18 protein-coding genes are annotated in these 19,238 nt (G+C 55.9%); 7 read left to right on the top strand and 11 right to left on the bottom strand.

Annotation, left to right across the window (positions count from 1 at the left end):
- Nucleotides 1-3: 3 nt before the first annotated feature.
- Together ACO07D_RS06650 and ACO07D_RS06645 are read right to left on the bottom strand one after the other, a co-directional pair.
- Nucleotides 4-660, bottom strand: a complete 657-nt coding sequence (locus ACO07D_RS06650; protein WP_421702176.1) for a DsbA family protein — start codon at nucleotides 658-660, stop codon at nucleotides 4-6.
- 3 nt (nucleotides 661-663) lie between these two features.
- Entirely contained in the window at nucleotides 664-1,155 is a 492-nt protein-coding gene (locus ACO07D_RS06645; RefSeq protein ID WP_421705001.1) for a DUF721 domain-containing protein, read from the bottom strand.
- A 131-nt stretch (nucleotides 1,156-1,286) separates the two neighbouring features.
- Here ACO07D_RS06645 and ACO07D_RS06640 point away from each other — a divergent pair, with 131 nt between their 5' ends.
- Nucleotides 1,287-2,348: an A/G-specific adenine glycosylase gene (locus ACO07D_RS06640; protein WP_421702175.1), complete on the top strand. Its 1,062-nt coding sequence runs from the start codon at nucleotides 1,287-1,289 to the stop codon at nucleotides 2,346-2,348.
- Between the two features lie 54 nt (nucleotides 2,349-2,402).
- A complete protein-coding gene (locus ACO07D_RS06635; protein ID WP_421702174.1) occupies nucleotides 2,403-3,542 on the top strand; it encodes an alkane 1-monooxygenase in 1,140 nt (379 codons plus the stop codon).
- On the opposite strand, the gene ACO07D_RS06630 is transcribed toward ACO07D_RS06635, so the two are convergent.
- The 4 genes from ACO07D_RS06630 to ACO07D_RS06615 all read right to left on the bottom strand — a co-directional run bounded on the left by ACO07D_RS06630 (nucleotide 3,532) and on the right by ACO07D_RS06615 (nucleotide 6,751).
- Nucleotides 3,532-4,152 (bottom strand): glutathione S-transferase, encoded by a 621-nt coding sequence (locus tag ACO07D_RS06630; protein WP_421702173.1) that lies wholly within the window; start codon nucleotides 4,150-4,152, stop codon nucleotides 3,532-3,534. The two genes, ACO07D_RS06635 and ACO07D_RS06630, sit on opposite strands and share 11 nt — an antisense overlap.
- 145 nt (nucleotides 4,153-4,297) lie before the next feature.
- Nucleotides 4,298-5,398 carry a site-specific DNA-methyltransferase gene (locus ACO07D_RS06625; RefSeq protein WP_421702172.1) on the bottom strand — a complete coding sequence of 367 codons (1,101 nt, stop codon included), beginning with the start codon at nucleotides 5,396-5,398 and terminating at the stop codon, nucleotides 4,298-4,300.
- A 128-nt stretch (nucleotides 5,399-5,526) separates the two neighbouring features.
- Nucleotides 5,527-6,150: a ribonuclease HII gene (locus ACO07D_RS06620; protein WP_421702171.1), complete on the bottom strand. Its 624-nt coding sequence runs from the start codon at nucleotides 6,148-6,150 to the stop codon at nucleotides 5,527-5,529.
- 160 nt (nucleotides 6,151-6,310) lie between these two features.
- Nucleotides 6,311-6,751 carry a hypothetical protein gene (locus ACO07D_RS06615; RefSeq protein WP_421702170.1) on the bottom strand — a complete coding sequence of 147 codons (441 nt, stop codon included), beginning with the start codon at nucleotides 6,749-6,751 and terminating at the stop codon, nucleotides 6,311-6,313.
- Between the two features lie 165 nt (nucleotides 6,752-6,916).
- Between ACO07D_RS06615 and ACO07D_RS06610 the strand changes: the two genes are divergently transcribed.
- Both ACO07D_RS06610 and ACO07D_RS06605 read left to right on the top strand, forming a co-directional pair.
- Entirely contained in the window at nucleotides 6,917-7,204 is a 288-nt protein-coding gene (locus tag ACO07D_RS06610) for a hypothetical protein (protein ID WP_421705000.1), read from the top strand.
- Nucleotides 7,205-7,214: 10 nt separating this feature from the next.
- Complete coding sequence (locus tag ACO07D_RS06605) at nucleotides 7,215-7,892, top strand: winged helix-turn-helix domain-containing protein (protein WP_421702169.1); 678 nt, start codon at nucleotides 7,215-7,217, stop codon at nucleotides 7,890-7,892.
- 10 nt (nucleotides 7,893-7,902) lie between these two features.
- Here ACO07D_RS06605 and ACO07D_RS06600 read toward each other — a convergent pair whose 3' ends face one another.
- Nucleotides 7,903-8,259 (bottom strand): hypothetical protein, encoded by a 357-nt coding sequence (locus tag ACO07D_RS06600; protein WP_421702168.1) that lies wholly within the window; start codon nucleotides 8,257-8,259, stop codon nucleotides 7,903-7,905.
- A 499-nt stretch (nucleotides 8,260-8,758) separates the two neighbouring features.
- Between ACO07D_RS06600 and ACO07D_RS06595 the strand changes: the two genes are divergently transcribed.
- Both ACO07D_RS06595 and ACO07D_RS06590 read left to right on the top strand, forming a co-directional pair.
- Complete coding sequence (locus ACO07D_RS06595) at nucleotides 8,759-8,983, top strand: helix-turn-helix transcriptional regulator (protein WP_421702167.1); 225 nt, start codon at nucleotides 8,759-8,761, stop codon at nucleotides 8,981-8,983.
- Nucleotides 8,984-9,159: 176 nt separating this feature from the next.
- The gene (locus ACO07D_RS06590) at nucleotides 9,160-11,454 is read left to right on the top strand and encodes a DUF262 domain-containing protein (RefSeq protein WP_421702166.1); all 2,295 of its coding nucleotides are present in this window, start codon (nucleotides 9,160-9,162) and stop codon (nucleotides 11,452-11,454) included.
- A gap of 35 nt (nucleotides 11,455-11,489) precedes the next feature.
- Here ACO07D_RS06590 and ACO07D_RS06585 read toward each other — a convergent pair whose 3' ends face one another.
- The 3 genes from ACO07D_RS06585 to ACO07D_RS06575 are packed head-to-tail and all read right to left on the bottom strand — an operon-like array spanning nucleotide 11,490 to nucleotide 16,680.
- Nucleotides 11,490-12,332 carry a phosphoadenosine phosphosulfate reductase family protein gene (locus tag ACO07D_RS06585; RefSeq protein WP_421702165.1) on the bottom strand — a complete coding sequence of 281 codons (843 nt, stop codon included), beginning with the start codon at nucleotides 12,330-12,332 and terminating at the stop codon, nucleotides 11,490-11,492.
- Nucleotides 12,329-15,724, bottom strand: coding sequence for a hypothetical protein (locus ACO07D_RS06580; RefSeq protein ID WP_421702164.1), 3,396 nt, complete (start codon nucleotides 15,722-15,724; stop codon nucleotides 12,329-12,331). The genes ACO07D_RS06585 and ACO07D_RS06580 overlap by 4 nt, the downstream gene beginning before the upstream one ends.
- Nucleotides 15,724-16,680 carry a DUF4007 family protein gene (locus ACO07D_RS06575; RefSeq protein WP_421702163.1) on the bottom strand — a complete coding sequence of 319 codons (957 nt, stop codon included), beginning with the start codon at nucleotides 16,678-16,680 and terminating at the stop codon, nucleotides 15,724-15,726. The genes ACO07D_RS06580 and ACO07D_RS06575 overlap by 1 nt, the downstream gene beginning before the upstream one ends.
- A gap of 173 nt (nucleotides 16,681-16,853) precedes the next feature.
- Here ACO07D_RS06575 and ACO07D_RS06570 point away from each other — a divergent pair, with 173 nt between their 5' ends.
- Nucleotides 16,854-18,005, top strand: a complete 1,152-nt coding sequence (locus tag ACO07D_RS06570) for a cysteine desulfurase family protein (protein ID WP_421702162.1) — start codon at nucleotides 16,854-16,856, stop codon at nucleotides 18,003-18,005.
- A 49-nt stretch (nucleotides 18,006-18,054) separates the two neighbouring features.
- On the opposite strand, the gene ACO07D_RS06565 is transcribed toward ACO07D_RS06570, so the two are convergent.
- Complete coding sequence (locus tag ACO07D_RS06565) at nucleotides 18,055-19,089, bottom strand: class I SAM-dependent methyltransferase (protein WP_421702161.1); 1,035 nt, start codon at nucleotides 19,087-19,089, stop codon at nucleotides 18,055-18,057.
- Between the last annotated feature and the right edge of the window lie 149 nt (nucleotides 19,090-19,238).

The following is a 19,238-nucleotide window of genomic DNA, read 5'->3' as shown; positions in this document are numbered from 1 at the left end:
GATTTACATGCCCAACTTGGCGTCGATGATCGCCTTCAGGTCGTCATAGGACATGTTCGAATGTTTCTCGCCGTCGATCACCAGGGTTGGGGTGGCGTTGATCTCGTCCGCAGCGGCATTCTGCTGATAGGCGGCAACCATGCTTTCGGCCATGGCGCGGTCGTTCAGGCAGGCCTCCATCTGATCATTGCTCATACCGGCGGTGCGGCCCAGCGCCTTGAGGTTTTCCAGAACTTCATCCGGATCGCCCGAGCCGATCCAGTCGCGCTGGCCGCGATAGATCAGGTCATTCATGCCGTAATACCGTATGTCACCACCGCAGCGCGCAATCATGCCGGCCCAGAGGCCGTAGCGGTCGAAATAGACCTCGCGGTGGATGAACTTGACCTTGCCGGTATCAACGTATTCGGCTTTCAGCCGCGCGCCGCTGTCGACATGGAAGTTGGCGCAATGCGGGCAGGTGTAGGAGGCGTATTCGATCACGGTAACCGGCGCATCCGGGTCGCCCATCACGATATCGGCAGCGGGGGTCACGTCCCCATCCGCGGCCATCGCCGGGGTAATCCCGGGCAGCGCGCCATCCTTTTGCGTCATCAGGTAGGCACCACCACCAACGGCGGCCAGCGCTCCCAGGGAAAGAGTAAATGCACGACGGTCCATGTTTCAGCCTTTTCTGTTGTCCTGCCGAGATAGGATGTTCTGTCCCAGCCTTTCAAGGGCGTCGCGCAGACTATCGTCCTGCACCGGCGCAGCGGTCTCGGCCGCCTTTTCCTTGACCTGCGGGGTCATCTGTTTTTCCGGCTTCGGTGCCGGGGTGAATTGCGCCTGCCCCTCGGCAAAGCCGGTGGGCGCGGTTTGGGTAATGCGTACGCGGGCGATGGCGGCATAGCCGTAGACCGCGTTGACCTTTTCGCGCAGCTGTTCCTTCTGCATCTCCAGCATCGGCGCCTGGGCCCCGGTGGTCAGCACGGTCAGCGTGGCACCGAAGCCTTCACGCCCGTATTTCACATCCACGGGCCGGGCGATGCTGGCGGTCGCATCGCCAACAATCTCGGCCCAATGAGTCAGCAGGCGCGACACGGCAAAGCCACGGCTTTCGCCAACCTTGCGAATCCGCGACGTCAGCAGCGAGGCCGTGCGTTCGAACCCGCGCATGCGGCGTTCAGGCTTTTTCTGGGGCTCCTTTGCGCCCCGTTTCGCACTATGTCTGGCGTCCTTGCTCATGGCCGCTATTCTAGGGGTCCGGCGGCGCTATGCCATAACAATCGGCAGAAGGGTAAAAACAAATGCGTGATGGCAAGGCGCCCCCGTCTTCGGCGGATTTGTTGGCCTGGTATGACCGCCACGCGCGGGTTCTGCCGTGGCGCGTTTCCCCCGCCGATCGTGCGGTGGGCGTGGTGCCGGATCCCTATGCCGTCTGGCTGTCCGAGGTCATGTTGCAGCAGACCACCGTGGCCGCGGTGAAGGACTATTTCACCCGCTTTCTGACCCTCTGGCCCACGGTGCAGGATCTGGCCACGGCTGAGGACGCACGCGTTATGGGGGAATGGGCCGGGCTGGGTTACTACGCTCGGGCCCGTAATCTGCTCAAATGCGCCCGCGAGGTTACGGCGCGCGGGGGCTTTCCCGACACGCGCGCAGGGTTGATGGAGCTGCCGGGCATCGGTCCCTATACCTCTGCCGCGATCTCGGCGATTGCTTTCGATCGGGCCGAAACCGTGGTTGATGGCAATGTTGAACGGGTGATGGCGCGGCTGTTTCGGGTGGAAACGCCGCTGCCCACGGCGAAGCCGGAGCTGACCACCCTGGCCGCCGATCTGACTCCGGCTGAGCGGCCCGGAGACTACGCCCAGGCGGTGATGGATTTGGGTGCCACGATCTGCACCCCGAAGAACCCAGCCTGTGGCATTTGCCCGTGGAATAGAGACTGTTTGGCCCGCGAAGGCGGGGTGCAGGCGAGTTTGCCAAAGAAGACGCCTAAGACGCCGAAACCCACCCGTTATGGCATCGCCTATCTTGCCCGGCGGGAGGATGGCGCATGGCTGGTCGAACGTCGCCCTGACAAGGGTTTGCTGGGGGGGATGCTGGGCTGGCCCGGGGCGGAGTGGGGCGATGATCCCAGCGAAGACCCACCCATTGCCGCCGACTGGCGCGACCCGGGGGCCGAGGTGCGCCATACGTTTACTCATTTCCATCTGCGTCTGGCCGTTCGCGTGGCGGAATTGCCTCAGGACGCCGAACCTGAACGCGGTGCCTTTCAGCATGTGCGGCCCAGTGATCTGCCCACGGTGATGCGCAAGGCCTTTGACCTGGCGCGGTCTACCCTGTCGCCCCCTGTGTCGCATTGAGATCAAAGGGATTTTCCTGTAAGGCACTCGCCGGGGGTACAAGAGAGGTCCGTCATGGTTCCCGCGTCCAAAGTTTCGAAACTGTCCAGCGCCCTGCCCTTTGCTCTGTCGCTGTCGCTGTTGCCCACGGTCTGGCTGGCCGCCACGCAAGGTGGCTGGTTTCTGCTGTTGCCGCCGATGGGCACCTGGTGGCTCTATGCGATCCTGGACGCGACGCTTGGCCGCAATACCCAGAACCCGGACACGGAAACGCCTGAGAAGGACCTGTTCTGGTATCGGCTGATCACCTGGATCTGGCTGCCGATCCAGGTTGTGCTGATCTATTCGACGCTCTGGTATGTGACCCGGGCCGGGCATCTGGAACTGTGGGAAAAATTCGGCGTCTTCTTCGGCGTCGGCGTGCTGACCGGGGCGGTGGGTATCGTTTACAGCCATGAGCTGATGCACCAATCCAACCGGTTCGAACGTTGGCTGGCGGACCTGTTGCTGGCCACCGTGCTCTACAGCCATTTTCGCACCGAGCACCTCTTGGTCCACCACCCCCATGTCGGCACCACCCGCGACGGGGTGACCGCGCGCTATAACGAGGGGTTTCACCGCTATTTCTTCCGCGTGCTGCGCACCGGGCCGGGGTCGGCCTGGCGGGCGGAAAAGGCGATGCTGGCGCGACGCGACCTCAGCCCGCTCGACGCTGCCAACCCGTTCTGGCGTTATGGCGCCTTGCAGATGGTGGCGGTGATTCTGGCGGTGATCTTCGGAGGCTGGCTGGGGCTGGCCCTGTTCATCTGGCAGGCGTTTATCGCGATCTGGCAGTTGGAGCTGACCAACTACGTCGAACACTACGGCCTGACCCGCAAACATCTGGGCGAGGGCAAATACGAACCCGTGCGGCCGCATCACAGCTGGAATTCGGACCAAATGGCGTCGAACTGGCTTCTGATCAATCTGCAGCGCCATTCGGATCATCACTACAAGCCCGCGCGGCGTTTTCCGCTTTTGCAGACCTACCCGGATCACGAAGCACCGCAGCTGCCCTATGGCTATCCGGTGATGACGGTGGCGGCGATGATCCCGCCCCTGTGGCGACGGGTCATGAACAAGCGCGTGCGCAAATGGCGCGGCATGTATTACCCCGAGATCACCGACTGGGCGCCCTACAAGGCGGGCACCCTGCCGCCTCCGGTCATTCGCTAGGCCAAAACACCGGCGCATCGCCCGACTGCCAGGCTGGGCGTTTCTGCATGACTTTCGCCAGGCGGTCGGAGGCCAAGAATGTCTCTAACCATGCTGAAACACGCGGAGTCGCCTCGGTATCGAAGCGCGGCTTGTCGATCATTGCGAATTGCCGGACGAAGGGCAGGATGGCGAGGTCGGGCAGGTGGGGTCGGCCTCCGAACAGCCAGCCGCCGGAGAGCTGAACCTCCAGCGTGCCCAGCACCTCCATCGCCTCGGCACGGGTTTGTTCCGGGTCGCTGTCCGGATAGCGCACCGCATATTTCGTCAGGTCCAGCACACGTTTGAACGGCCCGTCAAACTCGGCAATCAGCTCCGGTGCGGGCTCAGCCAACAACCCCTCAGGATCGTTTTGCGCCAAGGCCCAGAGCATGATGTCCAGGCTTTCATCCAGCACCTCGCCCGCCACCAGGCAAGGCACCGTCGCGCTTGGCGAAGCCTCCAAGAAGGCTGGGGGCTTGTCTCGCAACACCACCTCACGCAGCTCGACCGTTACCCCAGCGCTGGCCAGGGCCAGCCGGGCGCGGATCGCGTAGGGGCAGCGGCGGAAGGAATAGAGCACCGGGGTCATGCCCCTTATAGAGGCCAAAAAAAACCCCGCCACAAGGGCGGGGTCAGTGAGATAGTGCCGTGGATGGGCCACAGGCACTGGCGGTACCTCTGTTGCGGGGGGTCTTACGCCCCCCTGCCAATTCTGTCTGGATGGACCCGTTGGGTCAGTTCATCTCGGCGCGGATCTGCTGACGCAGCACGTCGATCGGCACGCGTTTGCCGTCCTGCTTGAAGTGCCAATAGGTCCAGCCGTTGCAGCTGGGCGCACTTTCCAGCGCCGCGCCCACCTGGTGGATCGAACCGCGCACATCGTCCGAGATCAGCGTGCCATCGGCGCGCACCTTGGCGGTCTTGCCACGGGGGCTGACCAGCATTTCGCCCGGGCGCAACATGCCGCGTTCCACCAGCTGGCCGAAGGGCACACGCGGTTCAGCGCGTTTCGACGGCGTGGTGGTCAGGGCTTCCTTGTCGAACTTGCGGATCTTGGAAATCCGCTTCTCGGCCACCTTGCGGTAGGCCTCTTCACGCTCGATGCCGATGAAATCGCGTCCCAGCATCTTGGCGACCGCGCCGGTGGTGCCGGTGCCGAAGAACGGGTCCAGGATCACGTCACCGGGGTTGGTGCAGCCGACCAGAACGCGGTGCAGCAGGGCCTCGGGTTTCTGGGTCGGATGCGCCTTGTCGCCGTTTTCGTCCTTCAGACGCTCGTGCCCAGTGCAGATCGGAATGACCCAGTCGGAACGCATCTGCACGCCTTCGTTCAGCGCCTTCAGCGCTTCGTAGTTGAACGTGTATTTGGCGCCTTCGCCCTTCGAGGCCCAGATCAGGGTTTCGTGGGCGTTGGTAAAGCGCTTGCCGCGGAAGTTCGGCATCGGGTTCGACTTGCGCCAGACCACGTCGTTCAGGATCCAGTAGCCCTGATTCTGCAGCTCGGCGCCCATGCGGAACACGTTGTGATAGGACCCGATGACCCAGATTGCACCGTTGGGTTTCAGGATGCGGCGCGCGGCTTTCAGCCAGGCGCGGGTGAACTCGTCATAGACGCGGAAGCTGTCGAACTGGTCCCAGTCATTGTCGACCGCGTCGACTTTGGAATTGTCCGGGCGGTGCAGCTCGCCTTTCAGCTGCAGATTATAGGGCGGATCGGCAAAAATCAGATCGACGGAGTTCTCCGGCAGACTGTTCATCCGTTCGATGCAGTCACCATCCAGAATCTGGTTCAGGGGCAGCTCGAGAGCCGCTTTTGTTTTGGTTTTCGTCGTCATTTCTGCCTCATTGTACCGGCGTGTTTTCACGCTCTGGGGATCGGTGCATTCGCACTCGTTTTGGTGGGTCCAGAATGAGTCAGGAGGGATTCGCCGTCAAATTCTTTTTTGAATCAACGGGTTACGATTTACTCTTGATACAAGATATTGTGGATGGGTTTGAACGAACGTCTATGGTGTGGGGTCACCCCAAGATTTCGAAGCCCTTCCATATGCGCTTTGGTTCCGTATCCGGCGTTTTTTTCCCATGCGTATCCGGGGTGCTGTTGCGCCAAATCCACCATGACATAATCTCGACATATTTTGGCCACAATTGAGGCCGCCGAGATCGACAATGAGCGCGCATCGCCCTTGACGATCGTCTCGGTGGAAACAGTCAGGCCGCGCGGCACCTGGTTGCCGTCGATCAGCACGTGGTCGGGTGGGGTTTCAAGGCCGGCCACCGCGCGTTCCATCGCCAGGTGTGAGGCGCGCAGGATGTTGATTTCGTCGATCTCTTCGACTGTGGCATGGGCGATCGAGACTTCGGCCATGTCGAGGATCTGTTCGTAAAGCGCCTCGCGCCGTTTCGCGGTCAGTTTCTTGGAATCGTTCAGCCCGGGCGGGATGCGGTTGGGGTCCAGGATGACGGCGGCGGCGGTCACCGGGCCCGCCAGCGGACCGCGGCCCACCTCGTCCACACCGGCGATACGGGAAAAGCCGCGCATCATCGCGGCCTGCTCGAAACTGAAATCGGGGGTCTGTTTGTCCATGCTTTCGTGTCGCGCATCACCGGACGGGGGGCAAGAAAAAAGGCGGGAGGCCATGCCCTCCCGCCAGGTCGACCCCCGCATGCCACTCTCACGCGGGGGCCGGAAGGCGCGGCCAGGTTATTGGGGATACGCACCGCGCCGGTGTGGTCAGGTGCCTCTGTCAGCGGCGACCGGCAACGGTGTAGCCTTCACGACGCAGGCAGCGCGGCTTGAACACATCGCGGCGCACGCGGTCACCGTGACGGTTGCGGGTCTTGATGGTCACCTCGCAACGGGCCGGCAGGCGGTGAGCGCGGGCATAGTGGCGTTCAAGGCAGCGCGCGCCCCAGAAGCGTTTCGTACCGTCACGGGTTTCGAACCGCTTCAGGCAGCGGCCGGGCAGGGCCTTGCGATCCCAGCGATCTGGGCGATGCACATCACGGTCGCGGCGGCGGTCGTTTTTGTCATCAATGATCGCACCGACAATGGCCAGGCCCAGAAGGGCGGCAACCCAGGCGTCCGTATTGTCGTTGGCGCGGGCGGGGGCGGTGCTGATCGGGCTCAGAACAATGCCCAGGCTCAGGGTCAGGGCGGTGGCGAGGCGGGCAAACGGGGTCATCATTGTCGTTTCTCCTGTTGGGGCATGGGGTCATGCATTCGGGATGAGACAACGATGGGGTCAGGGGGCTCTGCCACACAATATCGGCCGCTTGTCATGGCATAACAACGCGCCGAACCCCCTTTTGTTATTGAATAACTCGGCATCGATGCGCAGGATCACACCATGATGAAACATGCACTCCTTTCCCTTGGCCTGATGGCTGCCTTGGCCCTGCCCGCAGAGGCGGGATGCTATGCCGACTACAAGGCCAAGCGCGACAACCCACTGAAACTGCACTACGGTGTGATCGAGCTTCCGGACACGGCCTGCGGATCGAAACAGGCCGCCGCCCGACAGATCGCCGGGCGGATTGGCCGCGATGGCTGGACCCTGCTGAACGTGCTGGGCATTTTTGATGCAAACGGATTGAACCAGAGGAAAGACAGTGCCGGAGCCTACTTCCTTCGCTTCTGAAACCCGCCGCATGCCCGCCTTGTCCGGTGGGCGAGTCGTGCCCGTCGGCATGGCGGTGATCGTCGCCATTCTGCTGGGGGCTGCGGTTCTGCTGTTCATCAACCTGCCGGATGCGAATGCCTTCAACATGCGGGTTGAACAAATCTTCATCGAGAATGATGACCTGACCTCGGGGGCCGAGATCAAGCTGCTTGAGATCCTGGCCCAAAGCGGAACGGCATTTGCCGATACGCTGACCAGCTACCGGGTGGTGATCTTCGTGCTGCTGGTGTTCTCCACCGCACTTCTGGTGGCCGCGCTGGTGTTTCTGACCACCATCATTGGCCTCAACCGCCGCATGGGTGAGATCGAGCGCGCGGGCATTCAGGTCAACTCGCTGCTGATCTCGCGTGAGGAACGCACGGTCTATCTGAACAACATGGAGTTCACGCTGACCGAAGCCGCGATCGAAACCCTGTCCGTCCTCGCCGAGGCGCGCATGGACGACGAGGTTCTGTCCGGTGCCGAGTTGGAGGCGGTGGTGTCCGGTCGCGATGCCAGCGATTGTGAAGAGGCCGCCGGGGCCACGCGGATCAAGCGCCTGCGCGATGCGCTGGGCAATCAGATGATGTCTGAGCTTCTGGTCAAAACCATCGCCCGGCGCGGCTACATGCTGTCGATCGACAAGGATGTGATTCGCATGGTCTGAGGGCGCGCCCTCACAGCTCCAGGAAATAGTCGTCCACTCGCCGCCAGAAATGCAGAAGGTCGCGGGTGCGTGCGGGTTGGTGCCCCATGCTTTCCACGGCATAGATGTCGCCTGCCAGGACCGCTGCCAGCTTGTAGGCCAGAGGAGCAATATCCCCGGACTCGCCATCGCGCACCAGGTTGTCCTCGATCATCGCGCCAGCCGAGGTCAAGGCAAAGACCAGCGACAGGGCCGGTTCCGAGGGGAATTTCAGGCACATGTGCCTGACCAATCCTCGCCGCCGACCGTCATCCCCCGCCATTAGCTCTTCCAGCGCATACTCGATCATCTCGTCGATCGGCGTCACGCGTTCCACTTCCACACCCACTTACTTAACTACCGGGCAAAGCCCGACGGTCAGTCTACCGCGAAGGGGGGGGGTGCCCAAGGAAATAAAGGAATCACGCGTCTTGTCGGCAACTGTGCGGTGCGAAAAGCGCGGTATGAGCGCGCGACATCCCACCCGTTGGCAGGCGGGTGATTTCGTGTTTCATTTCAGGGAAGAAATGGTGCCAGGAGAGGACCGTATTTGTCTCTGTATGATATTGATCATAAAGAATTACCTCAGTTCGATAATTCTCCAGTACCCACACTGATACCCGGGGACCAATTTTGGTTGAAAGGTTCGAGTCCTCACCCCAAAAACGCCCGCCTAAGACCTACGATTGATCAGATAGGCGCAGGCGTCAAGCTTGATCCAATTGCGACCATTCGCACCTTAGGTGTGGCAATGTGAGGCAGCTCTAATCTCGTTTCCGGCTTGGAGCGCTAGCTCGACCGACCTAACCTCATCTGGCCTGGGCTTTTGTCAACCCTAGGGCATCGCGATGCTCTTCAATCATGGAGACATCGTGATGAGGTTACTTTCAAAACGCCAGCTGAAGGAGTTGGTTCTGTATTCGCCGCAACACATCGCACGACTGGAAAAAGCAGGCTTATTCCCAAGAAGGGTACAGCTGGGCTCGAACAGAGTGGGATGGGTCGAAAGCGAGGTCCTGGACTGGCTTCAGGAACGGTTGGACAACCGCGAAGAACCCAACCGACACTCCTGACACAGGAGCAGGGTGGCCGGGCGTGCACAGCCCGGTCACCCGTTTGTCATCAACGCCGAGGTAGTGAAGCCTTATTCGTCAAGGGTTGGTGGCATTCGCATCTTCAGGTTGAGGCGCATATATGTTCTGATAACAATTACTAAACGCTAACTCATTTTGCAGGAACAAGATTCGGCATGACCATTGATGTAAAAGACGCCTTTCGCGCCAATCCTCGCAGTGTTCGAGAGTTCCTGCTTGAGCCAGGCCAAGGTTGCTACATTCCCGCATACCAACGAGAGTACCGGTGGGACAAAGGCAACGTGGATCGTCTTTTCGAGGATGTATTGCACGGTCTTTGTCAGTTTCCAGCACGACCCCAAACGATCAGCTTCCTCGGAACAGTGATTGCCATTCACGACACAACCTACGCCACAGTTAAGCCCGTTCATCGGAATGAAATGCCGCGATCTGTGATGACAATCATTGATGGGCAACAGCGCCTCTCAACTTTCATCCTGATATTCGTCGGTCTGCACAACCAAATAGCCAAACTTCGGAAAGGACTTGAGAGGGACGGAACCGAAGCGGATGGCTGGCTAAAAACGGAGCTCGACAAGCTATCACCAGAGCTACAAGATTGCATTATTTTGGACCGCCGCACCGGAAAAGGGCTGCATCGATACTATCCTCGATTGATTAGATCGTTTGTCGATGTCTGGTCGTCTCAACCTGACACCGCGAAGTACGACGGTGCGATAGCTAGTCTAATTTGGCAATACATCGAACACTCTCAGACCGAGGATACCTCTCAAAAGGAGTTCAAGCCGAAAAAGAGCGCGGAAAATCAGGATACGTTTGGCAATGTAGAGAAGATATTCAGCCATATTGTCAATCGGTTGAAGCGACTAGGAAAGCCATCGGAAGAGCAAGCAAACCTTGTAGAGCAAGCTGTTGTTCCTCAGTTCGGTACGCAGCTCTTGGGCTACGAAATACCGGCTGCAGTTGTTGAACGGTTGAATTCACTTGATGAGACAGTAGCCGATAGGAGGTTCCGGGACGCATTTTGCTGTTTGATTTTTGCACACTACGCGCAACAAAGGATGGCATTCACAGTTGTACAAACTGGTAGTGAAGATGATGCTTTCGACATGTTTGAAGCACTAAATACGACTGGGGAACCTCTTACAGCCTTCGAAACATTCGAGCCAAGGATTATCGAATCCGTTGGCCTCGAAGCCTATGAGAACTCTATGGCGCATATCCAGGTTCTGCGTATCAAAGGGTACCTAGACCAATTTATAGAGCAGACTGACAAAGTTCAGAAGGCCACATCAGCAATGTTGGTTTCGTTTGCCTTGTCAGACACTGGCCAGAAACTTGGCACAAAACTGAATGAACAGCGACGTTATCTTCGCCAAAGGTTCGAAGACCCCGATGGCTCTCCTGAATTCCAGCAGGCTTTTGTACGTCGGCTAGGAGATGTGGCAGAATTCATGTCGAATGCTTGGGCCGTAGCGGGTGAGGCTAATCTCGGCACGGTCAACGATCCAGAGGCGAAAGTAGCTTTCGAGTATCTACGCAGCCTCAACCATACAGTAACAATAGCTCCGTTGGTTCGGTTCTATGGAAGCGTACTATCGGCCGTCGAGCCCGATGCGAAGCGGTCTGCAATTACAGACTTGGAAGCAGCAATAAAGGCATGCGCTGCATTCACTGCGATCTGGCGCGGTGCCTTTGGTACAACCAACAACATCGACGCTGTATATCGACGCGTTATGGCTGAAGGGGACGGTATCAGCGCTCTGGCTGCGGACCCAAAGGGCCGCACAGGCACCATCGATGTTACGCTGCTTAAACAAGCGTTGGCTGCCGCTTTAACCGAGCAGAAAATTGATAACCAATCTGATTGGTCCAAAAGGGTTGTACAGTGCCCGATTTACTCGAAGTCTCGCCCGACAGCCCAATTCCTGATTGCCGCTGCATCTAAAGATGCAGAAGCTGATCCCGGCAACCCTGGCTTGACCATTCCAGGTCGTTCAGGACTTCATAAAACCATGGAACCTGAGGCCTGGCGGGAACTCTCAGCAATGGAAATCGAACATGTTGCTCCACAAAGGGGAATTGGGTCCAACTGGGATCAGAAGATTTACGAGGATCACGACACCGTAGATACTTTAGGCAATCTTACACTTCTTCCCAAAGACCAGAATATTGTTATGTCTAATCACTCTTGGACAAAAAAACGCGCAGGTTTCAAAGCGCTGGCAGCACGCACTGCGCAGGAATTCGACGATGTGCGCGCTGAGGCTAAAGCACAAGATCTTGATCTACCTGGTCGAGGCGAAGAAGTCCTAGCGAGCGCAAATTACTCACCGTTGCTTGTGCCTTTGTCAAAGCTTACCAGCAGTTGGGATCTAGAGCTCGTTAACAAGCGTTCTGCTAGGCTGTCCGAAATAGCTTGGAAAAACCTTCATGGGTGGCTGGAATAAGAGCTAGGTTCTAGAAAGCACACTTTCCCCTTGGTTTACTTGTGACAAGCCAAACAAGCTTTTGATTGCCCAAACAGTTCATCAATATCTATCGTTTCGGAGTGGTTTCGAAGAGGGTTGTCTTGTTTTTTAGCACGCAGGCGCTCCAACCTTTTCTCGTAGTCCTCTTTGATCTGAGCCACTCTTTCCGGCCTTGTGAGCTCGTCCAAGGATTCGCCTTGAGACCACGTAAACGGTGAGCCGTGGGCAACAGCATCCTTTTCGTAGGACTTCGCCTCCTCAAATGCTTCCGGATGGTTTTCCTTTAGGCGGACCCATTCGATCTTCTGTTGATAAAAGCAGAATGTACAACCACTTCGGGATCGCCAGTCATAGTATCGTGGCAATCCAAGCCCCGAGTCATCGAGAATCTCATGCACCCCCGCCTTGTCCACCCCATCTTCCTTAAACGGAAGCTTCACCACTAAGTTGGCGTTTTTTGAACTGTAGCCTTCGCGATATTCTTCATCTGCACGAATTGCCACGTAGCTATGAACCAACATGCCATCATCGAGCAAAGGTCTGATCCAATGCTCAAATGGTCTAAGTTTCAACTGTCGAGTGCACCACCTAGTTTGAGGAGATGGCAAGAAGCTCTTGTATCGTTTTAGCCAAAAGTCAAAATCGCGGTCAGGATTCAGCCTAAGTATTGTTTTGCCCAAAAACCCTTCCAGCCTCCCAAGAAACTCGTAAACCTCGGGCAGCTCTTTACCAGTGTCTGTGAAGAAATACTCGATATCGAGTTCCGGATGATGTTGACGCATGTAAACGGCTAAAGCGGCGCTGTCCTTCCCACCAGATAGCCCGAGAACATGTTTTGTAGACTCCGAAGGGGTCATGGTACTACCCTCTCATCTATTCCTGAACCTGACACGTTTTCAGAAACAGGATCCATATAGAGAGCACTCAACTCGGCGAGAGCTGCAAGGATGACATTGCGCCGGTCAGGATCGGCTTCGGATAGTGTCGCCCCCACTCGTGCGATCAAGTCGTCAACTGCTTGTCGATCTGCATCAGTAATCGTGAATTCTTCGTGGAGCGGGGCAGGTCTTCCATCAACTCCAACCACCACAGCCATAGCATGACGTTTGTCGGGTCGACCCTTAACGCGTGCGAAGGATTCATTCCTAATGAACTGCTGCGCAAGCGCCGTGGTTTCGATTGCAGCCTTGTCAACATCTGGATCGGTCCAAGCATGAAGTGGTTTGTCCGCGGCAAAACTTGCGATGCTTTCAATATCGGCAACTGTGCCATCAAACTGTGAAAGCCGCGCTACGAACGCATCCAACCGAAAGTCGCCGCCGAGTGATTTGATGTTTTCGGCTCTTGTACGCAATTCCGCCAAAGCTTGTGGAGATGCATTTGGGACTTGCAGCTCTTGAAGCATCAATTCCATGAGTCTGTGCAACATCGAGGGGTAAGCGGTTGTGAGTTCTTTGAGGCCGTCGCGGACGTCGTCCACAATAGAAGACAGATCAGCTTCTTCCACCAACCCGGTCTTTATCCCAAATGTAGCTGGGATGTCATCGAACAGGAATTTGTTTGGGTCTCTCGCATGTTTGAACAAGTTGCGCACATGTACAGCATTGGCTGAAAGTCGGGTCGTGCGTTTTGTCCAAGCGTGAAGCCGTTCGAAAACAGATATTAGCCCGCGCGCTACGTCAATCGGCGTCAGGTGAGAAAGGCTATTGCTTTCATCAAGGCCTCGAACGACATCTGCCATGCCCGACAACAGTTTTCGGGCAACTTCCGACAGATCCATCCATCTAAGCTGAACTTCGGTGGGATCCGTTGCTAGCATCTCCACATCAACGTCTTTGAAACGTGGCTGAAAGACGCCTTGCCGATAGATAGCTATTTTGTCCCGCCGTGACAGTATAAAGGCCACTGCGAGCACCGGCATGAGCCCTTCTTTCAGCCCAAACGGTGGTGACGACCAAAGATCATAGATCTCGGAGACATGAACTGTCCTGTCTTCACAGTCCGTAAGGTATTCAGCCGCCGCAGCCCATAGCGGCGCTAATCCACATGGATCCCTCCCGTTCTCGGGCGCTACAAAACGCCAGCCATGTTGGTGTTCTGAATAGAGGCCCGTTGCCTCTAGAAGTGAGGCGAACAGCCCCCCTTCTGCAGGGAAGCCCTCGATTCCGAGTCGCTCACGACCCTCATTCACAACCATGTGGCGCAGGAGTGCGTTTTGACCAGCGACGGCGTTGCTTGAAGGCTTGATACGATTAAGAAGCTCGTTGTGGATGCGAGGGGTTTTTGAGAAGCGGACATCTGCGAGCTGTGAAGCAATGCCGTTGAGTTCAGCACTACGCCAATGCTGTTCTTTTCTGCCCTTTCGATGCCAGGTAGCGTTGTCAAACGCATGGCGCAGTTCTGCTTCTAGATGCCCCTGTAATGCAGCCTGATGTGCACTTATTTCCCGCTGAGCCACTGGATCACCCGCAAGGTCTGGATGTTCGTCTTTTACGGATTCTAGAGCAATCAGCTCCCGTGCAAGATCAGTGATTGCCCAAGCTCGCTGCGATATACCCGCAATGATGTCCCATTTTTTGGAAAGGCGCGCCGCCTCACGGCAAGCTTTTTGTGCACGCTCCGCGCTTTCACCTTCCGTGGGTACCGCTAACAAAAACTGCCCGATCGTTCCTTTGCGCGGTTCGAACGTTGCAGCGTTCTCAACAAGATCCTTCACCGGTGCAAGTTGGACGTCAAACCACCGAAAAGAACCCGTTTCGTGATAGTGGCGCTTAGCCAAAATTGGCTGCAATCCAGCAAGTTTCTGTAGTACGGCAAAATCGAGTTCCCGGATATGCTCTAGGGCTTCACCTACCGCACTTTCGATATCAAAGTCGCTGCCCGCATACACTGCGTATGCATCTGAGAATCTGCGGAAAATTATCAGTGACCATTTTTGTAGTTGCTGGAGGGCTCGCTTAATTTCCTCCTCCGAGAGCCCCCCCACACAACACAAAAGCAACGCCATGTTCGGGACTAACCCGGAGCGTTCTTTGAACAAGTCGATTACGGCGACCACCTTCAAAACCCGGATATGGTATTCATCACCCCCAAGCGCTTCGCAGCGTTCGATTGCCTCAGACGCCAGTGCCCACCTGTGGCCATCAGGAGAGGCTAGGATTGAGGGCTCTAAGTTGGCACGTAGGTAGTCCCAAAGCTGGTCCGGTTCAAATACATCTTCATCGGAAGCGCGACGAACGAAGTCTTGAAAGCCGTAAGGTTCTGCTGAGTTTAGGAAACCAAAAATACTGCGTTGGTTTTGCCCAAAGCGGCGGCGCGAAATTGGACCGAGCAGGCAGGCCACAACGGGGTGAATTGGCCAACACCCCTCCAGGACCTCCGGGAGATATGCAGACGATGCAGGTCGGCGCCTTTTGATTTCAGCAGCCACCAACGCGGCGCGCTTACCAGGCGAAACCGGACCTCGACTATTCTCGATCGCGCGCGAAACGAGCTCAATTTGCTCCTCACCAGCGATATTGACTGGCAAATCAACAAATCGCCCCTGAATTTTGGACCATTCATCACGCATCTCACGGGATAGGCGACCAGCATAATCCTCGAACGACTGGTGCAGAATGCCCACTAAAACAAACCGACCCTCGCTTCTCGAAGCCGCTTCAGCAAGGAGCTGAAAAAGATAGACATCCGATCCAGCGTGAGCAGCTGCTTCCAAGAACTTGCCCATCTCATCGATGAACAGGATTAATCCACCTTCACTATTGGGACGGCTGGTAGAAATTCTAGAGAGCTCAGAAACTACCGACTTGTCGGTCCACCTCTTATCCTTGGTGCCGCGGCAAAACCCGGCAGCTTCAAGGGCTTCGCCAATGACTACGGCGGGATCATCCCGCCGCCCCACGACCGGGAGAATACGCCACCCGTCTGACTTGGGTGGGAGTGCGGCTAAAACAGCCCTTGCTGCTTCATGCCCAATTGCTGTGGAAGCTTGCTTTCGAAGGGCCTCATCTGGCCCCAATAGCGCACTAAGAGCCACCACAAGACTTGACTTTCCGCTACCAAACGGACCAGTCCAAGTGAAGGCACCATGACCAGTTTGAGCTACGTGACGAGCGGTGGCCGTCAGCACTTCCTCCGAAGATTTCGGACATACGAAGCCTTCAAGAGCTTTCGCATCACCAAAGTCAGAATCAATGCGTACCGCACGCTGAAATCGGCGGGCGATGTAGACGCGTCCAGTTAGGCTCATTATGCCGCCCCCTTTTCCAATGCGACGCGATAGTCAGCGTTAATAAAGCCTAGTGCTTCATCAACGCTGATTTCTCCATCTCGGATGACCTGCTTCAACCCAGCAGTTTCAGACCAACGGAAAACCCCGTTCGTGAAGTCTTCGAGCGACAGCAACCTTCCTGCCACATCATTTTCGTCAAGTAGGAAGGTGCGCCCCGGGGACCCAGGCTCATGCGCGATAGCTTCGAAGGAAAGTGTACTAGCTTGTGAATAGCCCCTCCAGAAGTCGATGAGGGCGTACAGGAATACACCCGCACCAAGAGTGGCTTTTGGACCTCGCACAAATCGAAACCCATCCTTTTTCCCAACCGACTTCACGAGACCAAGCTCCGCAAGCGGCGATTCCAGAGCATCTTCATAAGATGTTTGCACAGTATTTCGCGCTCCGTATGTGCGCACAAAGCATTCGACATCACGCTTGATTGTTGAGGCCGAGACTCTCTTCCAGCTGCGATCTTTCGCAACTTTTTCAATGCCTTTTACCAGATTCTCTCGCTCAAATGTCGCTCCAGGATAGTTGTTGAAGCTCCAGTACCACGTCGTCTTCTTTGGATGGCCTGAGATCTGCCAATGGACCATCCATAAGCTTGCCGGATCCTCCATATATGGATCGAGGCCATCTTTTCCAAAGATCTTCCGCCCAAGCGCGGTTGTCCTGACAGTGTTGGGCTCATCGCTATCTTCTATGACGCCTGCAGCGCCAGCCCAATGTCGCATTGATGCGACCATGTTTTTGCCAAGACCAAACCGGGCAATCGCTTCGCCCGACAGGAATACCGATTTGTTTCCCGGCTGCCCATCGCATTCATTGACGGCATCAAATGCCTTCTTCAACCAACCATATCGAAGCGGGAATGTCTCATGACCCGAGAGCTGTGGAGTGTAGTCGTCTAAAAAAACTGGCCCGCGTGGCATTGATTTTCCTTGGAACTGGAGGAATGATCCAGGTCGACAATAGACCACTGTATTTGGTAGGGTCAATCAACGATCTGGATGGCGTCCCCAGGCTAGGATAGTCTGCTCGAGTGATGAACTCCGAAGTAGCAATTTTCGAGTAAGGCACCGTAAATAAATACTTTTGAGGCGAAATGCTCTATCTTGACCACCAAGCAACAACCCCCATAGACACGGAAGTTTTTGCGAGGATGTCCCCATATTTTGCCGAATTCTTTGGGAATCCACATTCAGCTGACCATTTCAAGGGATGGCAAGCGGACCAAGCAGTTGAATTGGCTCGAAACGAAGTAGCGACTTTGGTCGGCGCTGATCCAGATGAGATCATTTTCACTTCAGGTGCAACTGAGGCCAACAACCTTGCTCTATTCGGGCTTGCCCGTCGCGCGGCTACCAACAATCGCCGCAGGATTCTCTTGAGTCCCATTGAGCACAAATGTGTGCTTGCGTCAGGCCGAGCGATCCAAGAGCAGCTCGGATTTAAGATTGAAACACTAAAGGTCAACAGCATTGGTCAGATTGATCTTGAACATCTTGTTCACAGCATTAACGACGATGTTTTAGTTGTCTCAGCCATGGCTGTGAACAACGAAATCGGCACCATCCAAGACATAAAAAGGATTGGCGAGATCGCGGGCAAATATGGCGCGCTTTTTCATTGTGACTGTGCACAAGCTCCCTGCGCCATGGATACGGCACAGATAGCCACACACACTGATTTGGCGAGCCTTTCAGGACACAAGATGTATGGTCCAATGGGGATTGGTGCATTGTATATCCGACGTGATATACAGACATCAATTGAACCACTGATCTTTGGTGGAGGGCAACAAAACCACCTCCGGTCGGGCACACTTCCTACCCCTCTTTGCGTGGGGATGGGAGCGGCAAGTACGCTTTTTGGCGGTGATTTAGCCGCACTCGAACGAGCACGGCAAGCAAGGCTGCGGGATCGGTTTGTGCAGAAACTGACAATGCTAAATTATCCGGTTGCATTGAACGGTCCGCCTTTAGGAGGTCAGCGGCATCCTGGTAATGCCAACATCCGATTTAGCGGATTTTCTGCGCAAGACATTCTTGGGGCTCTACAACCGATTGTCTCAGCCTCAACGGGTGCAGCCTGCGCGAGCGGGATACCTGAACCATCACATGTGTTGCACGCAATAGGCCTAGACGAGCAAGAAGCTGGTTCGTCGATAAGATTCAGCCTAGGTCGTGATACGAACGAAGAGATAATAGATGAGGCCGTTTTCCGGATTCACGAAGTACTTGATGAAGTCGGCTAAATCATTTGATTTGATGCGCATAATTTCCCCATAGCGGGTGTCAAGCTCCTCACTTGTTAAGCTCGTACATCTTCCAAACAACTTCCTTGCGCCCCAATAGGTCCGCAAACTCACCGTGATAGACAACAGAGAACCCGGTCGATTCAGCCAACCCAATGAACTCCTCGTTAACCACAGGATACATACCTCGCTCCCTGTCGTGGGGGCCAAGACGGAGGGAAACGAAAACACGACCCTCGACGCCCGTAAGTTCAAATATCCGCGCCAGAGCTCGACCTCGATCATTCGGCGCAACATGCATCCACATCGCATGCATTAAAACCACGTCAAACGTTCCAGGGACCAGATGTGTAGCTTCCAAACTTGGAAGCTCGGCATCGACCCAGCGGATTCGTTCAATAGAATGCAGTGATTTCGCAATCCTCCGCATTGCTGCCGACGGCTCAACGGCAACTACCTCGTGCCCCCTCTCAGCCACCCATGCTGCGTCCCTTCCAGTTCCTGCGCCGACATCAAGAACAGTGAGCGGATCACCAGAAAAAACCGGAACAAGAAACGGATACGCATCTTCAAATGCCACGGACTCATATCCATCAGCAAGCGCGGCGGCGTGCCTTTCGTAGAAATCAATACCTTTGTTCATATCAGAAGCAACATAGCGCCCGTACCAGAAGTAGCATTCCGTTGAGAGCAAGATGAAACTAGCTCCTGCTGCCCAATAAAGCATGAGTGAGAACAATTGTCGAACGCGCTCTTGGACAGTAAAGAATTTTCGGAAGCTTCCTTTAGTGCAGTCTGGCTGGCCAGCATCCACAAATCCTTCCGGATAGGCACTCTTTAGCTTGTTGAGGTACAGTGACATTACGTACCTAAAACGCATCAACACGAGTGCAAGCGTCACGTTCCCAATAACAGCAGTTAGCAGCAGCATTACAGAGAGCAATGGCTTGTCTTCAAGTTTTGATACACCGAACCACAGCCCACCAGTTAGGGACATAGCAAGTACAGGCACCTGCCACATGATCTGATTGAGCGACCGGAACTGCTGGTAATTCTGTTCGTAAGCTTCTTTCTCAAGTGCCAATTATCCAAACCTCGGTTCTAAAAAGGCTTTCTGCAACCACATGGAGATAACCACGGGAGAGATTTCAGCAACCCTTAAGTGAAAGCGGATCAAAAAATCAACCAGACCCCGGATATTGTGGACACCCCGAATACGTTTGTTGAAAGAGT

Source organism: Aliiroseovarius sp., assembly GCF_965228805.1.
Classification (GTDB): Bacteria; Pseudomonadota; Alphaproteobacteria; order Rhodobacterales; family Rhodobacteraceae; genus JASBTN01.
This window is presented reverse-complemented; position numbering and strand designations above follow the sequence as displayed.